The organism is Ruminococcus flavefaciens ND2009 (genome assembly GCF_000621785.1).
Taxonomy (GTDB): domain Bacteria; phylum Bacillota; class Clostridia; order Oscillospirales; family Ruminococcaceae; genus Ruminococcus; species Ruminococcus flavefaciens_C.
Window position 1 is genome coordinate 74978 of record NZ_JHXI01000017.1, and the last position, 20150, is coordinate 95127.

General features: G+C 50.5%; 16 protein-coding genes. 4 read left to right on the forward strand and 12 right to left on the reverse strand.

Features of this window, described 5'->3' with window-relative positions; genetic code table 11:
- Window position 1: 1 nt before the first annotated feature.
- A complete protein-coding gene (locus T488_RS0105630) occupies window positions 2–544 on the forward strand; it encodes a GrpB family protein (protein ID WP_028519950.1) in 543 nt (180 codons plus the stop codon).
- Between the two features lie 143 nt (window positions 545–687).
- Here T488_RS0105630 and T488_RS0105635 read toward each other — a convergent pair whose 3' ends face one another.
- The 3 genes from T488_RS0105635 to T488_RS0105645 are packed head-to-tail and all read right to left on the reverse strand — an operon-like array spanning window position 688 to window position 3793.
- A complete protein-coding gene (locus T488_RS0105635; RefSeq protein WP_028519951.1) occupies window positions 688–2439 on the reverse strand; it encodes a 1-deoxy-D-xylulose-5-phosphate synthase in 1752 nt (583 codons plus the stop codon).
- A 13-nt stretch (window positions 2440–2452) separates the two neighbouring features.
- Window positions 2453–3313: an aldo/keto reductase gene (locus tag T488_RS0105640; protein ID WP_028519952.1), complete on the reverse strand. Its 861-nt coding sequence runs from the start codon at window positions 3311–3313 to the stop codon at window positions 2453–2455.
- A 24-nt stretch (window positions 3314–3337) separates the two neighbouring features.
- Window positions 3338–3793, reverse strand: coding sequence for a flavodoxin (locus T488_RS0105645; protein WP_051536337.1), 456 nt, complete (start codon window positions 3791–3793; stop codon window positions 3338–3340).
- A 156-nt stretch (window positions 3794–3949) separates the two neighbouring features.
- On the opposite strand from T488_RS0105645, the gene T488_RS0105650 reads away from it, so the two are divergent.
- Together T488_RS0105650 and T488_RS0105655 are read left to right on the forward strand one after the other, a co-directional pair.
- Window positions 3950–4789 carry a LysR family transcriptional regulator gene (locus tag T488_RS0105650; protein WP_028519954.1) on the forward strand — a complete coding sequence of 280 codons (840 nt, stop codon included), beginning with the start codon at window positions 3950–3952 and terminating at the stop codon, window positions 4787–4789.
- Between the two features lie 237 nt (window positions 4790–5026).
- Window positions 5027–9973 (forward strand): S8 family serine peptidase, encoded by a 4947-nt coding sequence (locus T488_RS0105655; protein ID WP_028519955.1) that lies wholly within the window; start codon window positions 5027–5029, stop codon window positions 9971–9973.
- 70 nt (window positions 9974–10043) lie between these two features.
- On the opposite strand, the gene T488_RS0105660 is transcribed toward T488_RS0105655, so the two are convergent.
- The 9 genes from T488_RS0105660 to T488_RS0105700 form a co-directional block, all read right to left on the reverse strand.
- Complete coding sequence (locus T488_RS0105660) at window positions 10044–11381, reverse strand: MATE family efflux transporter (RefSeq protein ID WP_028519956.1); 1338 nt, start codon at window positions 11379–11381, stop codon at window positions 10044–10046.
- Between the two features lie 138 nt (window positions 11382–11519).
- Window positions 11520–11963 carry a flavodoxin gene (locus T488_RS0105665; protein WP_028519957.1) on the reverse strand — a complete coding sequence of 148 codons (444 nt, stop codon included), beginning with the start codon at window positions 11961–11963 and terminating at the stop codon, window positions 11520–11522.
- A 90-nt stretch (window positions 11964–12053) separates the two neighbouring features.
- Entirely contained in the window at window positions 12054–12707 is a 654-nt protein-coding gene (locus tag T488_RS0105670; RefSeq protein ID WP_028519958.1) for a vWA domain-containing protein, read from the reverse strand.
- Between the two features lie 102 nt (window positions 12708–12809).
- The gene (locus T488_RS0105675; RefSeq protein ID WP_028519959.1) at window positions 12810–13859 is read right to left on the reverse strand and encodes a macro domain-containing protein; all 1050 of its coding nucleotides are present in this window, start codon (window positions 13857–13859) and stop codon (window positions 12810–12812) included.
- 15 nt (window positions 13860–13874) lie between these two features.
- Entirely contained in the window at window positions 13875–15650 is a 1776-nt protein-coding gene (locus T488_RS0105680; RefSeq protein WP_028519960.1) for a CotH kinase family protein, read from the reverse strand.
- Between the two features lie 39 nt (window positions 15651–15689).
- Entirely contained in the window at window positions 15690–16613 is a 924-nt protein-coding gene (locus tag T488_RS0105685) for a DUF4846 domain-containing protein (protein ID WP_028519961.1), read from the reverse strand.
- A gap of 119 nt (window positions 16614–16732) precedes the next feature.
- The gene (locus T488_RS0105690) at window positions 16733–17332 is read right to left on the reverse strand and encodes a helix-turn-helix domain-containing protein (protein WP_028519962.1); all 600 of its coding nucleotides are present in this window, start codon (window positions 17330–17332) and stop codon (window positions 16733–16735) included.
- Window positions 17333–17449: 117 nt separating this feature from the next.
- Window positions 17450–18736 carry a sensor histidine kinase gene (locus tag T488_RS17080; protein ID WP_037297208.1) on the reverse strand — a complete coding sequence of 429 codons (1287 nt, stop codon included), beginning with the start codon at window positions 18734–18736 and terminating at the stop codon, window positions 17450–17452.
- Between the two features lie 11 nt (window positions 18737–18747).
- Complete coding sequence (locus T488_RS0105700) at window positions 18748–19467, reverse strand: LytR/AlgR family response regulator transcription factor (RefSeq protein WP_242838303.1); 720 nt, start codon at window positions 19465–19467, stop codon at window positions 18748–18750.
- A gap of 453 nt (window positions 19468–19920) precedes the next feature.
- On the opposite strand from T488_RS0105700, the gene T488_RS19970 reads away from it, so the two are divergent.
- Window positions 19921–20150: hypothetical protein (locus T488_RS19970; RefSeq protein ID WP_207640293.1), on the forward strand; the 230-nt coding region annotated here is incomplete at its 3' end.

Sequence of the window (20150 nt, forward strand, 5' to 3'; positions counted from 1 at the left end):
AATGAGCATTGGAATGAAGCGCGGAACAGTTTTCCTTGAGGAACACCAGACTGCATGGGAGGAAAGTGCAAGGACAGTTATCAACGATATTCAAAGTGTGCTGGACGGTCTTAATGCCGATGTTCAACACATTGGCAGCACATCTGTAAAGTCCGTAAAAGCCAAGCCGATAATAGATATTGCCGTTGCTGTTAATGATCTTGATGAGGTCATCGCCCGCAATGAAAAGCTTGCGGAGCGCGGTATCATTTTCCGCTTTGATGAGCGTCCCGACCACCTGCTTTATGTCAAGGGCGATTTTGAAAAAGACACAAGAACTCACCATATCCACGTTATTCCGAAAGGCTCGGAGGAGTGGAAGAATTACCTGTGCTTCCGCGATTATCTTAACGAAAACCTCAGTATCGCAAAGGAATATGAAGCGCTGAAACTGGAGCTGTGTGAGAAATACGGCAATGACAGAAATGCCTACACCGACGCAAAGGAAGACTTTATCCGCAGAGTCACCGCCGAGGCTCGGAAAATATATGCAGACAGGTATTGAGCAATTAAGCCTGACACCAAAAGCCGCAAAAAATCAGGACAGCTTGTCAGCAAATAATAAAAACAACACCGCCGTTCAGGTTAGTCCCGAGCGGCGGTGTTTTTATAGTTGTATTATCCTTTGCCGCCAATTATGGCGAGTTCTCATTTCAGCGCACTGATCATCTCAGCAGTCAGCTTATCCACAGAGATACCGTGAGCAGCAAGCAGCTCATCTGCCTTGAATTCTGTGTGGAATGCCTTTGAAATACCGTGGCAGTGAACACGCATATCACAATCGCCGTAGAATGCTGCGATATTCTGTCCGTAGCCGCCCATGACCTCGCCGTCCTCAATGGTGATGACAAGGCTGTGGTCTTTTTTCAGCGAGTCAAGAAGTTCCTCGTCCACACCGCTGACAAATGCGGCGTTGATGACAGTGATCTCCGTTCCTGTCTGCTCCTTTACCTTGTCGGCAGCTTCAAGTGCCATGGGAACAAGTCCGCCCACTGCAATGAGCGCAGCTTTGCTGCCCTTGCGTTCGATCTTGTTTTTCAGAACAGAGTAGTCTGTATCGTCAGCAACACCTGTCGATATAAGATTATCTACAACTCTGATAGCAACAGGGTGCTGCTTCTGAGTTGTCGCATATCTGAACATCTGCACGAATTCTTCATTGCTTGCAGGCGCAAGATAAATAAGATTGGGGATATGTGCAAACATCTGTATATCGCAGAGCGCAATGTGGGTATTGGAGTTCATTCCGTATGCGCCGGGACTGAGTATCAGGAAAGTTGCAGGACTGTCATTGAGGCACACATCGTGGGACATCTGGTCATATGTACGCTGATAGAAAGGCGCGAATGTACCGAATACAGCTGTACCGCCGTTTCGTGCGATACCGCCTGCCATAGCGACTGCATTTTCCTCTGCGATGCCGACGTCGATGAACTGTCCGCGCTGTACATATTCCTCACGGACACCCTGCACAAAGCCCAGTCCCATGGGAGTTGCGGCGTTCAGAACAATGGCATTCTCATTTGTGTCCAGCAGTTCCTTCAGACAGTTGAATACAACATTTTCTCCGCCCTCATAAGGATACAGCGGTGAGCCGTCCTCAACGTGGAAGGGACCGCCTGCGTGCCAGCTTTCACGGTCCTTTTCGGCGTAGGGCAGACCTTTTCCCTTGATAGTGTGGATATGGAGCACAACAGGGTGGTCGATGTCCTTCACGCTCTCAAACAGCTCCACCAGCTTTGCGGTATCGTGACCGTCATCAAGATAGCGGTAGTCCAGTCCCATTGCACGGAAGAGATTATCCTCGGCAGTGCCGTTTGATTCGCGGAGCTTTTTAAGAGTCTTGTAGAGTCCGCCGTGGTTTTCAGCGATACTCTGGTCGTTGTCGTTGACGATGATTATGAGGTTCTTGTTGTACTCTCCTGCGTAGTCAAGCGCTTCCAGAGCCTCGCCGCCGGACAGTGAACCGTCGCCGATAAGGGCGATTATATTCTCACTGCGCTTATTCAGATCACGTCCCTTTGCAAGTCCCAGGGCAAGGGAGACGGAGGTCGATGTGTGACCGACAATGAACATATCATGCTCGCTCTCATTGGGGTTTGTATAGCCTGTCACATCGTGAAAATGCTCCTCGTCAAGAAAGGCTTCCTTTCTGCCTGTCAGTATCTTGTGGGGATAGCACTGGTGGGATACGTCAAAGACTATCTTGTCCTTGGGGGAGTCGAAAACATAGTGGAATGCCACAGTCAGCTCCACAACACCCAGGTTAGGTCCCTGATGTCCGCCTGCTTTGCTTATCTTGTTGATGAGTGCGGCTCTTGTCTCGTCCGCAAGCGTCTTAAGCTGAGAGACCTCCAGCTTTTTGATGTCGTCAGGGCCGTTGATTTTTTCTAAATACATACTTTTATCCTCCTCAGATCCTGAAACCATTTATCATCTTTACGAATGCAGGATCGCTGTGGTCAACGATCTCGCTGTGCCCAAGATCAAGTGCTGCGATCTTCTGCATATCCTCATCCGAAAGTGTGAAGTCCCAGATGTCGAAATTCTGCTCCATACGCTCCACGTGAACGGATTTTGGCAGGATCGAAACACCTCTCTGAGCATTCCATTTCAGCGCGATCTGTGCAGCGGTCTTACTGTATTTTGCCCCTATCTCCGTCAGTACGGGGTGGGTGAAGATACCATGTCTGCCCTCTGCGAGAGGTCCCCATGCCTGCGGCACGATACTGTATTCCTTCATGAACTTGATCGCAGTGTCCTGCGCAAAGAACGGGTGCAGTTCAACCTGATTGACAGCGGGCATGATCTCTACATTCGCACAGAAATTTGCAAGAATTGCAGGATAGAAATTCGATAAGCCGATCGCCTTTACCCAGCCCTCTTTGTATGCGCTTTCAAGCGCACGGTAGCCTGCAAAGTAATCGCCCATAGGCTGATGGATAAGGATCAGATCAATATACTCCATATCAAGCTTTGCAAGGGATCCCTTCAGAGATGCATAGGCACCGTTCTCTGTTTTCATGTTGGAGACCCACAGCTTTGTTGTGATGAATAGTTCCTCACGGCTTACAAGTCCGTCAGCGATCGCACGGCTGACTGCCTTTCCGACAGCTGCTTCATTCATATATGCCTGTGCCGTGTCGATAAGGCGGTATCCTGTCCTGATCGCGTCATATACAGCCTTTTCGCAGACAGCCGCATCGGGCACCTGAAATACGCCGAATCCCTCGATTGGCATTTTTGCTCCTGTGTTAAGTGTTACGAATTCCATAATAAGATCCTCCTTGTATTGTATTTATAGACTCAGCCATTCCCTGACAGCAGCTTCTGTCAGGTGATTTCCGTCAATGCTTTTGTGAACATTTCCCCTGCTCAGCTTCTTTACGTCGTCCGTGCCCACAGAACCGCTTCCGCCGTGGGTATTGAAAAGGTACACGTTCTTGCCGTTCAGGTCATACTGTTCAAGAAAACTCAGTACTATCATAGGACAGGTATACCACCACGCAGGATAGCCGATCACAATGTCGGTATACTGCGATATACCTGCAATTGAGCCTGCAAAGGCAGGGCGGACGTCCTTGTCGCGCTCTTTTTTCGCCTGTGCCGCACAGATGGGATATATCTTGGAGTACGACTTTTCGGGTCTCAGCTCAAATATATCACCGCCGGTCATCTCTGCGACGAGTCCGGCAGCTTTTCTTGTGTGTCCGCCCCACGAAAAGAATACGATCAGGAATTTTCTCTCCGGCATAGTGCGCCTCCATTCCTGTATTGATTTTTTATAGTGAGTTATGTTATAATTGGAACAGATTCCCTATTACAACCGTATTATAGCATAACAAGCGAGATTTGTACAATGCCGATACAGTATACTGCTATAAATATTAATCATACCGAGGTAAAAACTATGCTGGAATTATATCTCCTGCGGCAGCTTGCTGCATTCAAAGAATACGGCACACTTTCCGAAGCTGCCGAAAGACTTTATCTCTCACAGCCTGCACTGAGCCGCAACATGAGAAAGCTTGAGGAAGAAATAGGCGTACCGCTGTTTGTGCGCAGCCGCAACAAGCTGGAGCTCAACGAAAACGGTATGCTGACCGCTGAGCTTGCCGAAAAAGCCGTTTCTGAAATAGACAGCATCGCAAAACAGGTCCGCGATTTTGACCGAAGCCGCAGAACTATTTCACTGGGTGTCTGTGCTCCTGCGCCCATATGGAAGCTGACTCCGCTGCTGTCGCAATTATACCCGACAATGACTATTCAGACCGAGATAACAGAGGAGACAGAACTGCTGGAAGGTCTCCATAACGGGCTGTATCAGCTTATCGTGCTGCATTTCCGGCCCGAGGACAAACACTACATCAGCACTGCCTGCGGAACCGAAAAGCTGTTCTTCTCGCTTCCGCCGACGCACAGACTTGCAAATGAAGCGGCACTGTCCTTTTCCGACCTTGACGGCGAGAACCTCCTTCTGATGTCGGAGATAGGTTTCTGGCACGATATGACCGTCAGAAAGATGCCCCATTCCAGATTTCTGGTACAAAACGACCGCTTTACCTTCGATGAGATAGTCAGCGCATCTGTTCTCCCCACATTCAGCACGGATACTGCAAATGAGTTTTTCGGAAGCAGTTCCGAACGTGTCGAGGTACCCATTACCGATGCAGAGGCTGAGGTGAGATATTTTCTTGTCTGCCTGAAGGAAAACGAAAAGCAGTTCGGGCAGCTGTTTGAAGTTCTATAGACCGAAACCACCCTTTAAACGGGTGGTTTTTTGATAACAAAACGCACAATAATCCACAAGCCGATATGTGCACCATGACAAAAATAATTGCTTTATCAAAATATTCTGCAAAAAAAACGGGATGTCAGTTGTAAAGAATATAGAGGTTTACATCCTCCGAAAAACAACAAAATAATTCATGATGTACATTTCAAGCGCTTGATGTAAGAATTATTTTCAGAAAGGACCGATGAAATAATGAAGAACTTCACACGCCATTTTCTCAGTATGACTACTGCTGCGCTGATCGGAGGCTCCGCGGTACTTAACTGCGGACTTCCTGCTGCGCTGGCAGCAGAAGTGAAGGACGGGAAGCCGATACCCGTCATAATCAGTCTCAGCGGAGACGCCGTGCTTGCAGGAGAAGCAGCAGCAGAAATGGGAACGGATTACCTTGATACTGCCGAGGCAGAGGCAACGGCAGCTTCTCTCCGTCAGATCAGCAGTCAGGCAGAGGAATACCTCCGCAGCCTTTATCCCGAGCTTGAGATCGGCTACCGCTACGATGTGCTCATGAACGGCTTTTCATGCAGCCTCCCCGCAGGTCTTATCGACGAAGCAAGGTCCTGCCGCTGGATAAAGGATATAACGAAGGTGGAGACAGTGAATGTCATAAAGCCCGAGCTCTATACCGCGCAGGAGCTCAGCGAGATGAACTATTTCGGAGAGACAACAGGTTATTTCGGAGAGGGCGAGGTCATCGCCGTTCTTGATTCGGAATTTGACATCACCCATGATATGTTCGCACCCATTGATGATAAGGAGAACAAGCTCACAAAGGACGACATCGCAGCCGCAGCTGCCGATCTTAATGTGTCGATAGATCCCGAACAGGCATATATCAGCAGCAAGCTTCCCTATGTTATAGACTACACCGATGATACTCCCTATGAATACGCAGACCCCGAGAATTACCACGGCACCCACGTCGCAGGTATTGCCGCAGGCGATATGATAAGCGGCGACGAAGGCGCGGAGCTCTCGGGCATCGCAAGGGACGCTCAGCTGGTTATGATGAAGGTATTCAAGCAGATGACCATCGACGAACTGGGCATAACTATGAGTACCGCTGAGTCGGACGCCATACTTGCAGCCCTTGAGGACGCCGCAAAGCTCAAGGCAGACGTTATCAATCTCAGCCTCGGAAGCCCCGATCCCGACCTTGAAAAGATCCCCTACAAGGACACCATAACTGCACTGAATAATGCAGGCATAATGGTAGTTGCTTCAGCAGGAAACGACAGCAACAGCTTTATGGGAAATGGTAATTATCTGGATATAGACACATCTGCTCCCGATACCCATACTGTGGGAGAGCCCGCAGCTTTCAGGGACGCTTTCTGTGTTGCAGCCGCCAACAATTCTGTCCGCCGCGCTCCCTGCTTCCTGATCGAGGGACTTGATGACGAGATCCCCTTCAGTGACTCCGACAGCGGCACTCTCAGCGATTTCCTCAGCGATGACGTATATGAATATGTTTACTGCGGTCTGGGTATGTTTGAGGACTTTGACGGCAAGGACCTTCAGGGTAAGATCGCCCTTCTGGACAGAGGAGAGCTTAACTTCTGGGAAAAGGCGATGAATGCACAGATGGCAGGAGCTATTGCCATGATCATCTGCGACAACGTCGAGGACGGCGACCTCATTACCATGAATCTGGAGGGAAATCCCTTCCCTGCAGCATTTGTCTCAATGAATGACGGAAAAAAGCTGAAAGAGGCTGAGTCCGGAAAGATACGCCTTGACAGCACACTGAGCATAGTTACACCCCTTGACGGCGGAATAAGCGGATACAGCTCCTTCGGTCCCGCATCAGACCTTACTCTCAAACCTGATATCGCAGGTATCGGAACAGCGGTCTCATCTGCCGCCTATGATAACACGTTAAAACAGCTGGACGGCACCTCCATGGCTTCACCCTATGTTGCAGGCTGTGTGGCTGTATTCGACCAGTATCTCAGAAAGAACGGCACAGAGCTCACAGGTGCCGAAAAGACAGACCTCATCAAGAATATCATGATGAACTCCGCTGTTCTTTTCATGAACGGCGATGTTTACGAAAGTCCCAGACGTCAGGGCGCAGGACTTGTGAATATGAAAAATGCCCTGAATGACAGAGTTATCCTCACAGGCGAAACAGGTCTTGCCAAGGTAGAGCTGAAGGACAATATCACCTCTCAGCTCAGCTTTGATGTTGATATAAGGAACTTCACCGACGAGGACGTTGAATTCAGCGAGGCAAAGCTGGTGCTGACTGCCGAGGACGGTGCTCCCGTGGAGGACTCGGAGCAGCTGACTATCAGCGGCGCAAGCAATATCGGCGTAACAGCCGACCTGTCTGACCTGCTGACAGCAAGTGCACAGGAGAGCCGCACAGTAAATATAAACGCGGAGCTTTCAGCTGAGGATCTGGCGGCACACAGCACTGCATTCCCCAACGGCTTCTTCGTTGAGGGCTACATCATTCTCAGCGGTGCGGAAAACTGCTGTGACATCTCTATCCCCGTCATGGGCTTCTACGGAGACTGGGCGCAGGTGCCTATCTTCCATAACGGCACAAATGACCTTCCTCCCTATTCATACTCCACATATTCAGGTGATGGAATGCTAAGCTCTTCCCATTCCTTTGCAGGCATCGCGGAGGCTGTATCTCAGCTTCTTGAAAGGCTCCCTGCCGAGGCGAAGGAAACCGCAATGATGGAACCCTTCTTCTTCCCTGACTACTATGATGAGGAATATAATGAGATACAGGAGAAGTGCTCCTCCGAGGGAGTATACCTCTCTCCCGACGGTGACGGAATGGCTGAACAGGTATCAATTGATTATTCTCTGCTCAGATCTGCCCGTGTTTCAGACTTAAAGCTCTATAACGCTGACAATGAGCTGGTCTTAGACTCCTCCAATAACGATGCCCTCCCTGCATATATGCCCATAGGATATATCTCAGAGGACGACATAAGCGGCCTTCCCGAGGGCAAATACAAGGGCGTTATCGAAGCCTCTGTCTTCTATGAGGGTGCGGAGAAGGCTCCCCAGACCTTTGATTTCCCCGTTATCATAGACAAGACCGCACCTGCACTTGAGGTAAAGCCAAAGGAGGAGAACGGCAGGAAGCTTCTGGAGATAACCTGTACCGACGTTGACCTTGACGGCATTTACATCATGGGCAAGGGAAATGGCGGTATCGCAGGAGAGTATACTGCGGAGAGCCCGAAGCTTGCAGAGATGAAGGATCTCAACTTTACGTTCCGAACTGTCTATATGCCATTATTCGGCGGTCCCGGCAACCCTCTCAGATCCGACTCGCTCTTTATCAATACCATCATGGGCACCACAGACGCTTACGAACAGAATATATATGATTCCTACGACTTCTCGGATATTCTCCCCGCATACAGATATGCGGACGAAAGCGGAAATATCTCCGTAACATACGATGTTACAGATATAAGTGATTATTATATCGCAGCCGTTGACAAGGCATACAACTCCACAGAGATAATGTCAGAGGGCACTGATACCGCTCACCTGAAGGCTGGCATATGGTGGGCTAAGAACGGCGGAGAAAATGACGCTTACTACAATTTCCGCAATAACAACAAAGGTATTATCCGCTATCAGAGCGGGGATCCCGAAAAGAGCTTCACCTTTGAGCAGAACGGCGATGATCTCACCATGAACATCACCGACGGCACCTCCACAGAGAGCCGCACAGGAAAGCTCTCATTTACCGACAAGAAGAACGCAGTCATCACCTGGGAGGACGGTACTTCCCAGCAGCTTTTCTATGCAGACATTACAGGTTTCGGCAGCTTCGATTACATCACTACTCCCGAGATAAAGGAGCTTGTGACCGGATACCACAATGCACACAGCGACACCAAGGCTTCATCAGCCAAGGTGACTTATGATGAAAACGGCATGGCTATAGTGCAGCTCATTGACGAAAAGGGCAGCGTTATCGCCCGGTACACAGACTTCGACAGATTTGAGAACACAGCAGTTGCTCCCGACGGCAAGCCCGTTAAGTTTGAGTATCTCAGAACAGGCGTATACCGTGTGGGACTTATCGATAATATGAGCTCAAAACATTATTTCGTTTTCTTCAATGAGGACGGAAGCGCCGCTGTATACTCCGGAGAGAAGGGCATTGAATGGGAAGGCACAGCAGAGTTCGGCGACGGTGTCATTATCTGTAACAAAGGCACAGATGACGAGACAGCTTTAAATGTCACATTCAGCAGCATCTCCGCATTTATGGTAACAACCGGGGACGGAAGCGAGTATAAGCTGACATACGATCCCAATCACAGCACCGATGAAAAGTTTTACACCTCGGCTGAACTCAAGGAAATGGCAGCTGCCTACCTTGAGCGCATATCAGGTATTTGCCCCGACCTTGAATACGCAGGTTTTGAAGGCAGCGGCAAGTACAATATGTTCTTCATGGACGGACAGAGCATATCAGTTGATCCCATCGGCGGTGCAGCTTCCGATCAGGAGGGCAATGAGATAGACCTTATGGACCTTCCCGAGATCAAGGACCTCTTTACCGCAGGTCTCTGGAGCAGCAAAAACGGCGACAGCATAAAGTACTACAGCACCGACGGCAAGGGCAGTATGACAGTTATCAACGCCGAGGACGGCTCTCAGGAGAACATAAAGTATAACTGGATCGGAACAAAGGCAGTGGAATTCATTTCGGGGGATAATACAGAAACTGCCGCTGTATCCGCTATCTCCGACACCGAGATAATTCTCACAAGAGCTGACGGTCAGACCGAAACTCTGACTTATGCAGGCGAAAAGGCGATCGATAGGAAGTCCTTCTACAGCAACAAGCAGCTCTCGGAAATGGCAGCTGCCGACCGCAGCAAAAAGGCAGGAAAGAAGGTAAAGGTCACCGAAACGATCAGCTCCGAAGACGGCACGGTCAATGTAAAATTCGATGACGGTTCGGAGTACAGAATAGACCGCTTCACAGGCAAGGGCACCGACGAAAAGGGCGAGGAGGTCGATCTTCCCCAGACAGGAAACAACAGCCTTACCACAGCCGCAGCAGCAGCTGTCGGCGGTATCCTCATGCTCCTGAGTGCGGCAGCAGTTTTCGCTTCCTCAGCATTCCGCAGAAAAGAAGAACGCTGATGAAACGCAACCCGAATATCTGACATGATACAGAAAAGCTCCTGCAACGGAAATTTGCAGGAGCTCTTTTTTATTCGGAGGTTCCCTTTCTGCTGAGCCAGCCGTAGACTGCAAAGCACATGATTATCTGCAAAACTGTGGAGCATGGGGTGGCAAGTCCGATGAGGAACAGTGAACCGCTGCCGAAGTGCTGCATGATGAAGGCAACGGGTATCCTGACGCAGAAGGCTCCGCAGATACCCTGTATCATGACGAAGGTGGTCCTCTGTATACCGTTGAAGTAGCCGATAAAGCAGAACAGGAAGCAGGTCAGCAGACAGTCGATAGCGTAGGCTTTAAGGTAGTCCCAGGCGTTGAGCACAGCCTCACGGTCTCCCGAGAATATGCCTGCCAGCAGGTCTCCGCGGAAGAAGGTCAGCAGGAACATCATAAAGCCGAACACGAATGAGACTGCGATACCTGTTTTCAGAGCCTGCTTTGCGCGGTCCGCCTTGCCTGCTCCGTAATTCTGTGCCACGAATGCGGACATTGACTGCATGAACGCCGCAGGCACCAGCATGATGAATGCGCAGACCTTCTCTGCAACGCCCACGCCTGCCGAGGCGGTAAGTCCTATCTTGTTGACGATAGCCAGCATCACCAGGAATGATACTCCCACAAGGAGGTCCTGGAGGGCTATGGGAGTTCCTATGCGGAATACAGCCCTTGCGCAGACGCTGTTCATTCTTATATCCGACCTGTGGAACTCAAAGGGCAGCTTTGTGCGGCGGATTATGACCAGCGAGATGAGAACGCTTATAAGCTGAGCGAGGACAGTCGCCAGAGCCGCTCCGTTGGCTCCCAGATGAAGCACAGCTACGAAGAAAAGGTCGCCGATGATATTGAACACGCAGGCGATACCCACGGCAATGAGAGGCGTCTTGGAGTCTCCCAGCCCGCGGAAGATACTGCCCAGCAGATTATATGCGGTTATGACGAGGAATCCCCCTCCGCATATGCGTATGTAGCCTGCGGTGACGTCAAAGGCTTCCCTGGGAGCGTTCATTATCTTCGCCAGCAGCTCCGCGCCGAGGACGCTGAGCAAGGTGAGAAGAAGTCCCGTAACGGCAAAGATGATAAGTCCCGTGCCGATGGTCTGAGCGGCGTCCTTCGGGCGCTTCTGCCCTATTTTCTGCCCCACGGCAACGGTTATGCCCATTGAGAAGCTCACCAGGATATTGGTCAGGGTCATTATTATCTGTGAGCCCGTAGATACTGCGGAAACTGCGGCGTTATCGCTGAATCTACCCACCACCAGCAGGTCCACCGCGCCGTAAAGCGACTGCAAAAACATGGCAAACAGCACAGGCAGCATGAACTTCAGCAGCTTGGGCAGTATGGCTCCGCTTGTAAAATCGTTCTTTTCCATAATACCTCCACAAAAAAAGCCGGACAAAACAGCAGGCGTCTCAGCCTGCGGTCTTATCCGGCATTGCATTTTTATCGAATGTTTTGCCCTCCGAACCAGCTTTTTATTATAGCACGGTTTACAGGGCGTGTCAAGGGCTCAGAGCACCTCGGAAGCCGATGTGACTCTCTTTGCGTCGGCTATCTCTCCGCCCTTGATATATGGCGCCAGCTTTTCGGCAGTTTTTCCGATACCGCTGCTGCCCGATGTGGCGAATATATATATTTTCTTTCCCGTCCAGTCATAGTCCTTGCAGAAGGTATTGACCACATTGGGAGCTCCATAGTACCAGATGGGGAACCCGAGATATACCGTGTCATATCCGTCCCAGCCGCCGACCTTTCCTGACACGGTCACGTCCTTCTTACCCAGCTTTTCGCGGTTGCACCTTGCAAGGGGATTTACCCATTTCAGGTCCGCGGCGCTGTAGGGCTCCGCCGGCTTTATCTCATAGAGGTCGGCACCTGCCGCCTTTGCCAGTTCCTCTGCTATTTTTCTTGTCTTTCCTGTTTCTGCGCTGAAATATGCTACCAGTGTCTTCATACTGCATTCCTGCCTTTCAGAATATGGGTAAGTTTCTGCATAAAGTATAGCATATATCCGGTGATAAAGCAAGATGTGCGGGTGAGGTATTTATTTGTTTCCGCCTCTGCGCTTGTTGTCGGCTTCCACGGAGCTCTTCCACAGCCTGCCCACGCCCTTGTTTGTCCTTACGCTGCTTACTGCGCAGGATACAGACTCAAAGAGAACCTTTGTGCCGTGGAGGTCGGCGTGGTAGTCCACAGCGTTCTCAGCCCTGATACCCATGGAGCCTGCGGTATCGGCAGCGTCGATGTTTGCGCCAAGGAACACGAATTCCCAGCCCCTTTCCTCCTGTACTCTCTCAATGAGCTGCTTTACGTCCTTGTAGCTGTACTTTCTGCTGGCGTTCTCCATACCGTCAGTAGTGATGACGAACAGGGTCTTTTCGGGAATATCCTCCTCGCGGGCGTACTTGTGGATATTGGAGATGTGGCGTACAGCGCCGCCCACTGCGTCAAGAAGGGCAGTACAGCCCGAGGGGACATAGTCCCTGTCGGTGAGCCCGGGTACCTCCTCAAGCCTTATCCTGTCGTGAATGACCTTCGATTCATTGCTGAAGAAGACCGTGGACACAAGCGCCTCACCCTCCTCCTTTTTCTGCTTTGCGATAAGTGAATTGAAGCCGCCGATGGTATCGGCTGTAAGACCGCTCATAGAGCCGCTCTCGTCAAGGATAAATACCAGTTCTGTCAAGTTCTTTTTCATAATAATACCTCCGTTCTGATGCGGGGAAGCCCTGTGCTTCCCTTACTGTAATTACAGTATACACCATAACGGAGGTCATTTGGTCGCTTGAAATGCGACAAATCATGAGCCTATGAGACTCTGGTCAAAGGCGAACAGTGCCTCGTTTATCTCATAGATATTGTAGTTGCCATGCTCGATGAAGTAACGGATTATCAGGTCGAATTTAAGGCTCCCCGACAGTGCGAAGCCAGCCTTTTCCAGGAGCGCCTGAGTCTCTCCCAGGTCCAGCTCCAGAGCTATTGCAAAAGCCACAGCAGTCTGCTTTTTCGGCTTGTAGTTCATGTCGCTGCGTATCTTTGAAAAGAGCTTGCGGTCGATATTGGCTTTCTTGTAGGTCTCCACGTCGGTCATGCCCTTTTCGTCTATAAGCCTGAGCAGCGCCTGAGAAAAGGACTCGTCCTGAGCCCTCAGCAGTCCCTCAAGGTCGGGAGCTGCGGCTTCACAGCATACCTCCTCATCGAGGTGTATGGCACCAGCGCTTTCCTTTTTACTGCCGAAAAGTCCCATAGGCTTTAACATTGCGGACTGAACTGCTCCTGCTGCGGGACGCCGCCTGTTTCTGATGTCATTCTCTGCGCACTCACGGGCATAGGCGTCACTGATGTACTGCCTTATGCCGCCCATTATGCCTGCGCTCACCTCAAAGGACGCCTTGTCGAAGATAACGAGAGTTATATCCATATCGTTGTCCGCAAGGAAGCTGCTGAACTCCGACACAGCCGCCTCCAGAGCCTTGTCCCTGGGATAGCCGAATATGCCCGAGGATATAAGCGGAAATGCCACGCTCTCACAGCCCTTTTCCTTTGCCAGTGCAAGGGAGCTTCTGTAGCATGAACGCAGCAGCTCCTCCTCGTTCCTGTTTCCGCCCTGCCAGGCAGGACCCACAGTGTGTATGATGTACTTACAGTTCAGCTTATAGCCCTTGGTAAGCTTAGCTTCCCCCACCCTGCAGCCGCCCAGAGCCCTGCACTCCTCAAGAAGCTCGGGACCTGCGGCGTGATGGATAGCACCGTCCACGCCTCCGCCCCCCAGCAGTGATGAGCTGGCAGCATTCACGATGGCGTCGGCTTTTACTTTTGTTATATCGTTCCTGATTATATTGAAAGGCATAGCTGCCCTCCTTCCTCAGCCTGTTACGGCGTCAAGATCCTTGGTGATGAATTCATATCTCTGCTCATAAAAGCTCCTGAGGGAGTCCACGGCGTGATCGTAGTTCATCTCCGCTGCGGAGCCCCCTGTCCAGCCGCTCCAGAAGCGGTCATAGGTGGCGATGACCATACTGCGGTACTCCTCAGCCAGCCTGTCTATCTCGGCAGTGACCTTTTCCGTATTGAAGTTATTGTCGGCGATGTCCATGAAGGTCTCTCTGAACTGACTGCGGAAGCCCTCATTCTCAAGAGCTCCGTTAAAGAGGTCAGCCAGGAAGCAATCGCTGTCCATGAACCGCTCAAAGCTGTTCTCATAGGGTGAAGCCTCGCCGTAGAGTCCCGAGCTGTACTCCGTATCGAAGAGTATGAACCGCCATTTCCCGTCGGCGTAGGGGGAGCTGCCGTCGGCAGTCTCAGCCTTCCAGAAGGCGGCATTGGGCTTGCCCCAGTCATGATTGTTTATGTATATCTCGGTGCTGATATAGTCCATGAAGCCCTGCATATCTATGCGCTCGCAAAGCTCATCGTAATTTTCCTGCACGGAGAAATCCGTATCCTGTATCCATTTGCGCAGCTTTTCCCATTCCGCAAAGGTCTCCTCGGAGCCGTCGTCAAGGGCTTCCTTCTTGATGATACATATATCCTTTGCAGGCACGCCGCAATGCGCGCTGATGAAGTCCGCGTCCATTTTCTCGGTGATCTCGTAGTGTCCCCAGAACTCGCCGTCCACAAAGACGATACAGGGCTCCATGCCTTGGGTGAGGAACTGCCTGTCGGACACAAGTGACTGTATGAGCTTGTCGCTGAAACGGGTGAAATAGGCGTCATTTCCGCCGTTTCGCAGTATGAAGCTGTCGAACACCGTAACGGGAGAGCCGTCGGTATCGTTCTTCACATTACCCGAGAACAGGTCATATTCCAGCTTGGGAGCACCGTAATCCCTCCTTGCATACACGTTGAAGCTCTTCTGTGAGTAGGAACGGGTGGCGCCGCCGTGTATGCGTATGCCAACATTCTGGGATCTGACAGGCTTTCCGCCCTCAAAGAACTGTATCTCCGCCTCGCGCTCCCATTCTCTGCCCCTCTGTGAATAGTTTCCGGGGATAGTCCATTCGTCGGCATTAGGGTCGAATTCATCGCTGTTTTTCCAGTCCTCATAGGTCTTGCCGGTTACATATATGCCCTTTTCGGCATCAAAAAGGTTCCCCTCGTCAGTCATGAGAGAGACCACCTTGTACTTTTTATAGTAGTCCGCCTTATCATCAAAGCCCACGAAATAGGTATTCGACACAACAGGGCTCTGCTCACCGTTTTTGCCTATAACAACGGCTCTGACCACTGTCGCCTTGTCCACCTCCGCCTCGGGCACGAAGTCCTCTGCGGCAGCAATGGGCTGGGCGATGTCCCTATGGGCGCTGAGCCTGTTTGCCTCCGCAGAAGCGTCCTTTATCTCTATGGGAGCAGTATATCTCGTGCTGTTTGCAGTTGGTATGCTGCCGTCGAGAGTGTAGTATATCTCCCCTCCGTCATCGGCTGTGATGGTTAGGAGAAATCCGCTCTTGTAGAAACCGCTGCCTGCGGAAAAGTGCATACCCTCCGCGTCATAGGGCTCCGCCTTGTCCTCGTCTGTACTGACGAAGCCAACTGCCGATGTGCTGCTTGTTTTCCTGTCCGCGCAGGAGGCGAGTGTCAGGGGAATGGCGCTCAGTGCCAGGACAAGTGCTGTATTCAGTGCTAAGTATCTTTTCTTCATAGCTGTTTCCTTTCAACGTGGATATATTTCCGTTATGTATCAGAATCCCTCTTTCCAGCGGCGTATATTGTTCTTTTCAAATCTGAATGAGCCTACAGCGAAGGAGTCCTGTGAGAGCTGCTCCTCAGTGAACCAGGGGCTTGTAACATTGCCCTCCGTATGGGTGAGGATATGGAAGCATACCGCAGGAATGAAGCTCTGTCCGATAAGATAGCATTTCTCGCCCTTTTCGTTCACAGCCTCGTCTGCGATGAGCACCACATGGACATCGTTGCAGATAATATCTCCCACGCGGAGCTCTTCAGCGGGAATGACCTCAGACTCCTTCTGCAATGAGAGAGTGCCTGCATAGCGCATTACTTCCTTGAGGTAGTTCCTGTACTGCTGCTCGCTGTCGTCGGGAAGTCCCGCGGGGAGCTCCGCAGAAAAGCTTCCCAGGGCGAAAAAACGCTTTCCCTTGCGCCAGTGGTCGTAGCTGCACTCATCTCCGTTGGAGAACATGAAGGATATTCTGTCATACTGACCGTTCTCATAGAAATAGTCGCTGTACAGCCTTATGACGCTGTCTGCGCACTGCTGGTAGCCCTCGTCGCCAAGGCTTATATCGAATATGGCGGCAAGGTCGGAAAAATCGCTGGTGGAGCCGTCATAAACGGGCAGCTTCGTATCGTCGGGGAGCAGCGGATAGCTGCGGAGGTATTCCGCGAAGCTGCCCTCGGCGGCAGGCACACGGGCAAAGCCCTCCGGCGGAACTATCCTTGTCTCAAGGGTCGCGCCCTCAGGTTCAAGGCATTCTATATCGAAAAATCGTCCGGCGGGCTCAACGGTCAGCTCAGCCGCCTTCCATTTGGGATTGCAGCGGATATAGACTGCGGTCAGCAGCGCCGCCGGCAGTATTATAAGCAGCAGTATGCGCAGACCACGCTTTTTGGGCTTTTCGGCTGTATCTTTATTTTTCGCCATGTTGTCTCCTCCCCGCATATCTATTCATTGCTTTAATTGTAGCATGAACAGCAGCCTATGTCAACAAAAACCGCAGTATTTCCGACTTTATCGGGGAAACTGCGGCTCGCTCTCATATTCTATCTGCGCCCCGGACGAAGCTCCTGATAAAGGAGCCCGCACTCGCTGCAATACCAGACCAGCCTGCCCGAGCGGTACATGGGGAGAGTGATATTCATGCCCCATTCAGGGTACTGCCTGAACAACATCATGCTGCTGTCGGACACATAGGCAGCGAAGGAGATATAATGCTCCTTTGTCATGGGGTGGTCGGTGGTGATGTACCATTCGCCGCCCATGTCCTCGACCCTGAGCTGCTGTTCCTCCTCTGCCTTTTTCGGCTCAAGTGCGGTGAGCCTGTTTCCGCAGCAGGTCACAGCCGCGTCGGCGGCAGCGGTTATGACGTTTCCGCAGTCCCTGCACACATAAAATCTCAGCTTTTTCATATTTCCCTTCTCACTTTCGTTTTTTTCGATATTTCCGCTCAGCAGCACCTGTATATCAGTGCCCAGCACCTCTGCCAGCGCCGTAAGCAGCGACACATCGGGACAGCCGCAGCCACGCTCCCACTTTGATACAGCCTTGTCGCTGACGCATATGAGCTCCGCCAGCTGCTTCTGGGTAAGTTCCCGCTCTGTCCTGAGCCGACGTATAAGTGCTCCTGTTCTGACCTGATCCATATTATCACCTCGTTCCGATCTGATGATACTATTATAACCGACAGCCGCCGGCACGTCAATCCACGCTCCGTAGAGTGGCAGAACAACAGCTCCCGTTTCAGGAACAGGAGCTGTTTTTCATTGTTCTTTTTTCAGGTGCATGACTATCTCAAGGACAAATCTGTTTTCCTCAGCCGAGATGTCAACGGTTCCCTCATACTTGTGGACTGCCCTTATGATATTTGGCACTCCAAGCCCGTGGAGGGTCTTGTTCTCCTTTGAGGTGACCAGTTGGTTCCTGCCCTTGAAGTTTACGCTTTCAAATACAGGGTTGGATATGGTCAGGAAGTAATAGCCTTTTTTGAAATCGGACTTTATGGATATGACCTTTTCCTGTCCGCTCTGATCCTTTTCACAGGCTTCTATGGCGTTGTCTATGGCGTTGGAGAAAATGATGCAGGCGTCCACATTGCTGAGTCCCATAGTGGGCACAAAGCCCGTGAAATCTATCCTGGTGCCGCTTCTGAGTGCCTTTGCCTTCTTGTCACTGAGAAGCGAATCCACGATGATATTGCCCGTGTCGAAATCCTGCTTTTCCCTCTCCAGAACACCCTCGATGTCGCTGATATACTCCTCAGCCTTTTCGGTCTCGTTCTCGGCGAGAAGGCTCCTTATACAGAGCAGGTGGTTCTTGAAATCGTGCCTGAAGCTTCTGAACTCGGAATATATCTGCTTGATATTATCGTAATACTCGGTCTGCTTCTCGATCTGGTCACCCAGGAGCTCCGAAACCATTTTCTGCTTTGAGGCAGAGGCGGTAGTCCTGATGACCGAGATGAGCACCACCGTGAAGCCTATCATGGTGGGCAGGAGCAGTATCTCCGCTATCCTGCGGTGCTCCCCGGAAAGAGAAGCCCACACATATATATTGATGATGTATGCAAGTACCATGACCATGACATACTGGTATTTATTGATTATTTTCAGCTCCTGCTGTATCACCGTCTCAAATCCCCGTTTCTTTATGATGAGAAGTATTACCAGCAGCACGGTGCCCTCCGTGACCATTGCTGCCATATCCAGCACATGATCCGCAGACAGGAAGCAGGAAAGCAGCGTGGCGTACATCTGACTGGTTATCAGTGACATAAGACAGATATACAGTATGTTGAGCTTTACCCTGCGGAATATTATGGAATAGGCGATGAACTTGGAGAATATACTCAGTATGAGCAGTATCAGCCTCAGTATGAAGTATCCCTGAAGCACCTTTATATCCATGAGAAGGGGCGACAGCGCAGGTATAAGCAGTACCGCAAGGGACAACAGCAGGTTCATTTTCCGTTTTTCGCCTGTTGTAACGCTTACGACCTCCATTATGACCGCGCCCAGATACAGTCCTGAAATGACAGTTAGTACTATCATAGTGCTCTCCGTCATATCCCCGAGCGTTTGATATAGTCCGTAAACGCTTTTTTGAAGGCTGTCAGCTTCATCTTGCTGATGATAGCACGCTCATCGTTGTCAAAGAGTATGTTGGTGGAGTCATGGGAGACTATATGTCTCAGCCCCACAAGATAGGTCCTGTGCGACCTGAAAAACATATCCTCCGGCAGCATGGCTTCCACCTCTGCAAGGGTGCCCTTATAGAGATGGCTCATCTCGTTGTCGCGGATATAGCAGTATTTTCCCGAAGCCTCAACATAGATTATATCGTTGATGTTTATGCGCTTGTTCATATCCTCTGTCTTTATGAGGATATAGTTATCATCGTCAAGCTCGTGGATAAAGCTGTTGAGAGCCGCTTCCAGCTTCTCCTTGTTCACGGGCTTTACCAGAAATCTGTAGGCGTTTACCTCAAAGGCGTCAAACACCACATTGGCATAGCTGGTGAGAAAAACTATGGGAACGTCGTTCTTCCGGCTCCTCAGTCTTCTTGAGGTCTCGATGCCGTCAAGGTCGTCCATCTGGAAATCCATGAATATAAGGTCGAATTTATAAGTGCTGGCGAGGAGATCGTGACCTGAGGTAAAATCGTAGTAGTCAAAAATAAGTCTGTGTTCCTGTGCATAGGCATCGAGGTGGTTCTTCAGCTCCTTATGAAGCGGGAGACTGTCATCGCAGATAGCAATCTTCATAGCTGTTGAATACGGCATTTGCGCCGTATTTCTCCTTTCAGAATAATTAGTGGATCTGTGCTGATATTCGTTCACTCTGAAAAAGCTCCCGTTTACTCCAGTTTTATTGTTGGTGCCGTTTGCCGATGCTATAATAAAGTCACAGTTGAACGACAACAACAAATAAGGAGGTACACCATAATGGGAGACTTTTTAGACTGGCTCTTCGGCGGCAGAAAGTAAGCTTTCTTTCAGCACCGCAGAGACCGATCACTCAGAGAAAACCGACAAAAATATTGAATAGATAATAGTAAAAACAGTACAATAATATTTTATCATTCACACAACATTTTGTCAATAAGGAAATACAGCAGCAGCGCTCCTCTCGCCTGCTGCTGTTTCTGCATTCCCCACCCGGACAGCACAAAAGCCCCGCGGCTTAAGGGCGACACTCGTACAGAAGTTTTACGGGTGATATTGAGGGAAACCCTTTTGAAAAAGGGTTCTCCCTCAAACTCCCTTCCTAAAACTTTTAGCATTAAATTTAGCCCCAGAAGGGCGCTCCTGGTAATATTACCGATTATCACATTTATATGGAACGCCCTTCTGGGGCTAAATTCAGTTATAAAGTCTTTGGAAAAGGGGTTCGGGGAAAGAACCTTTCCTCAGAAAGGTTTGTCCCCGATAATTACCTATAAACTTCTATATAAGCACCGCCCTTA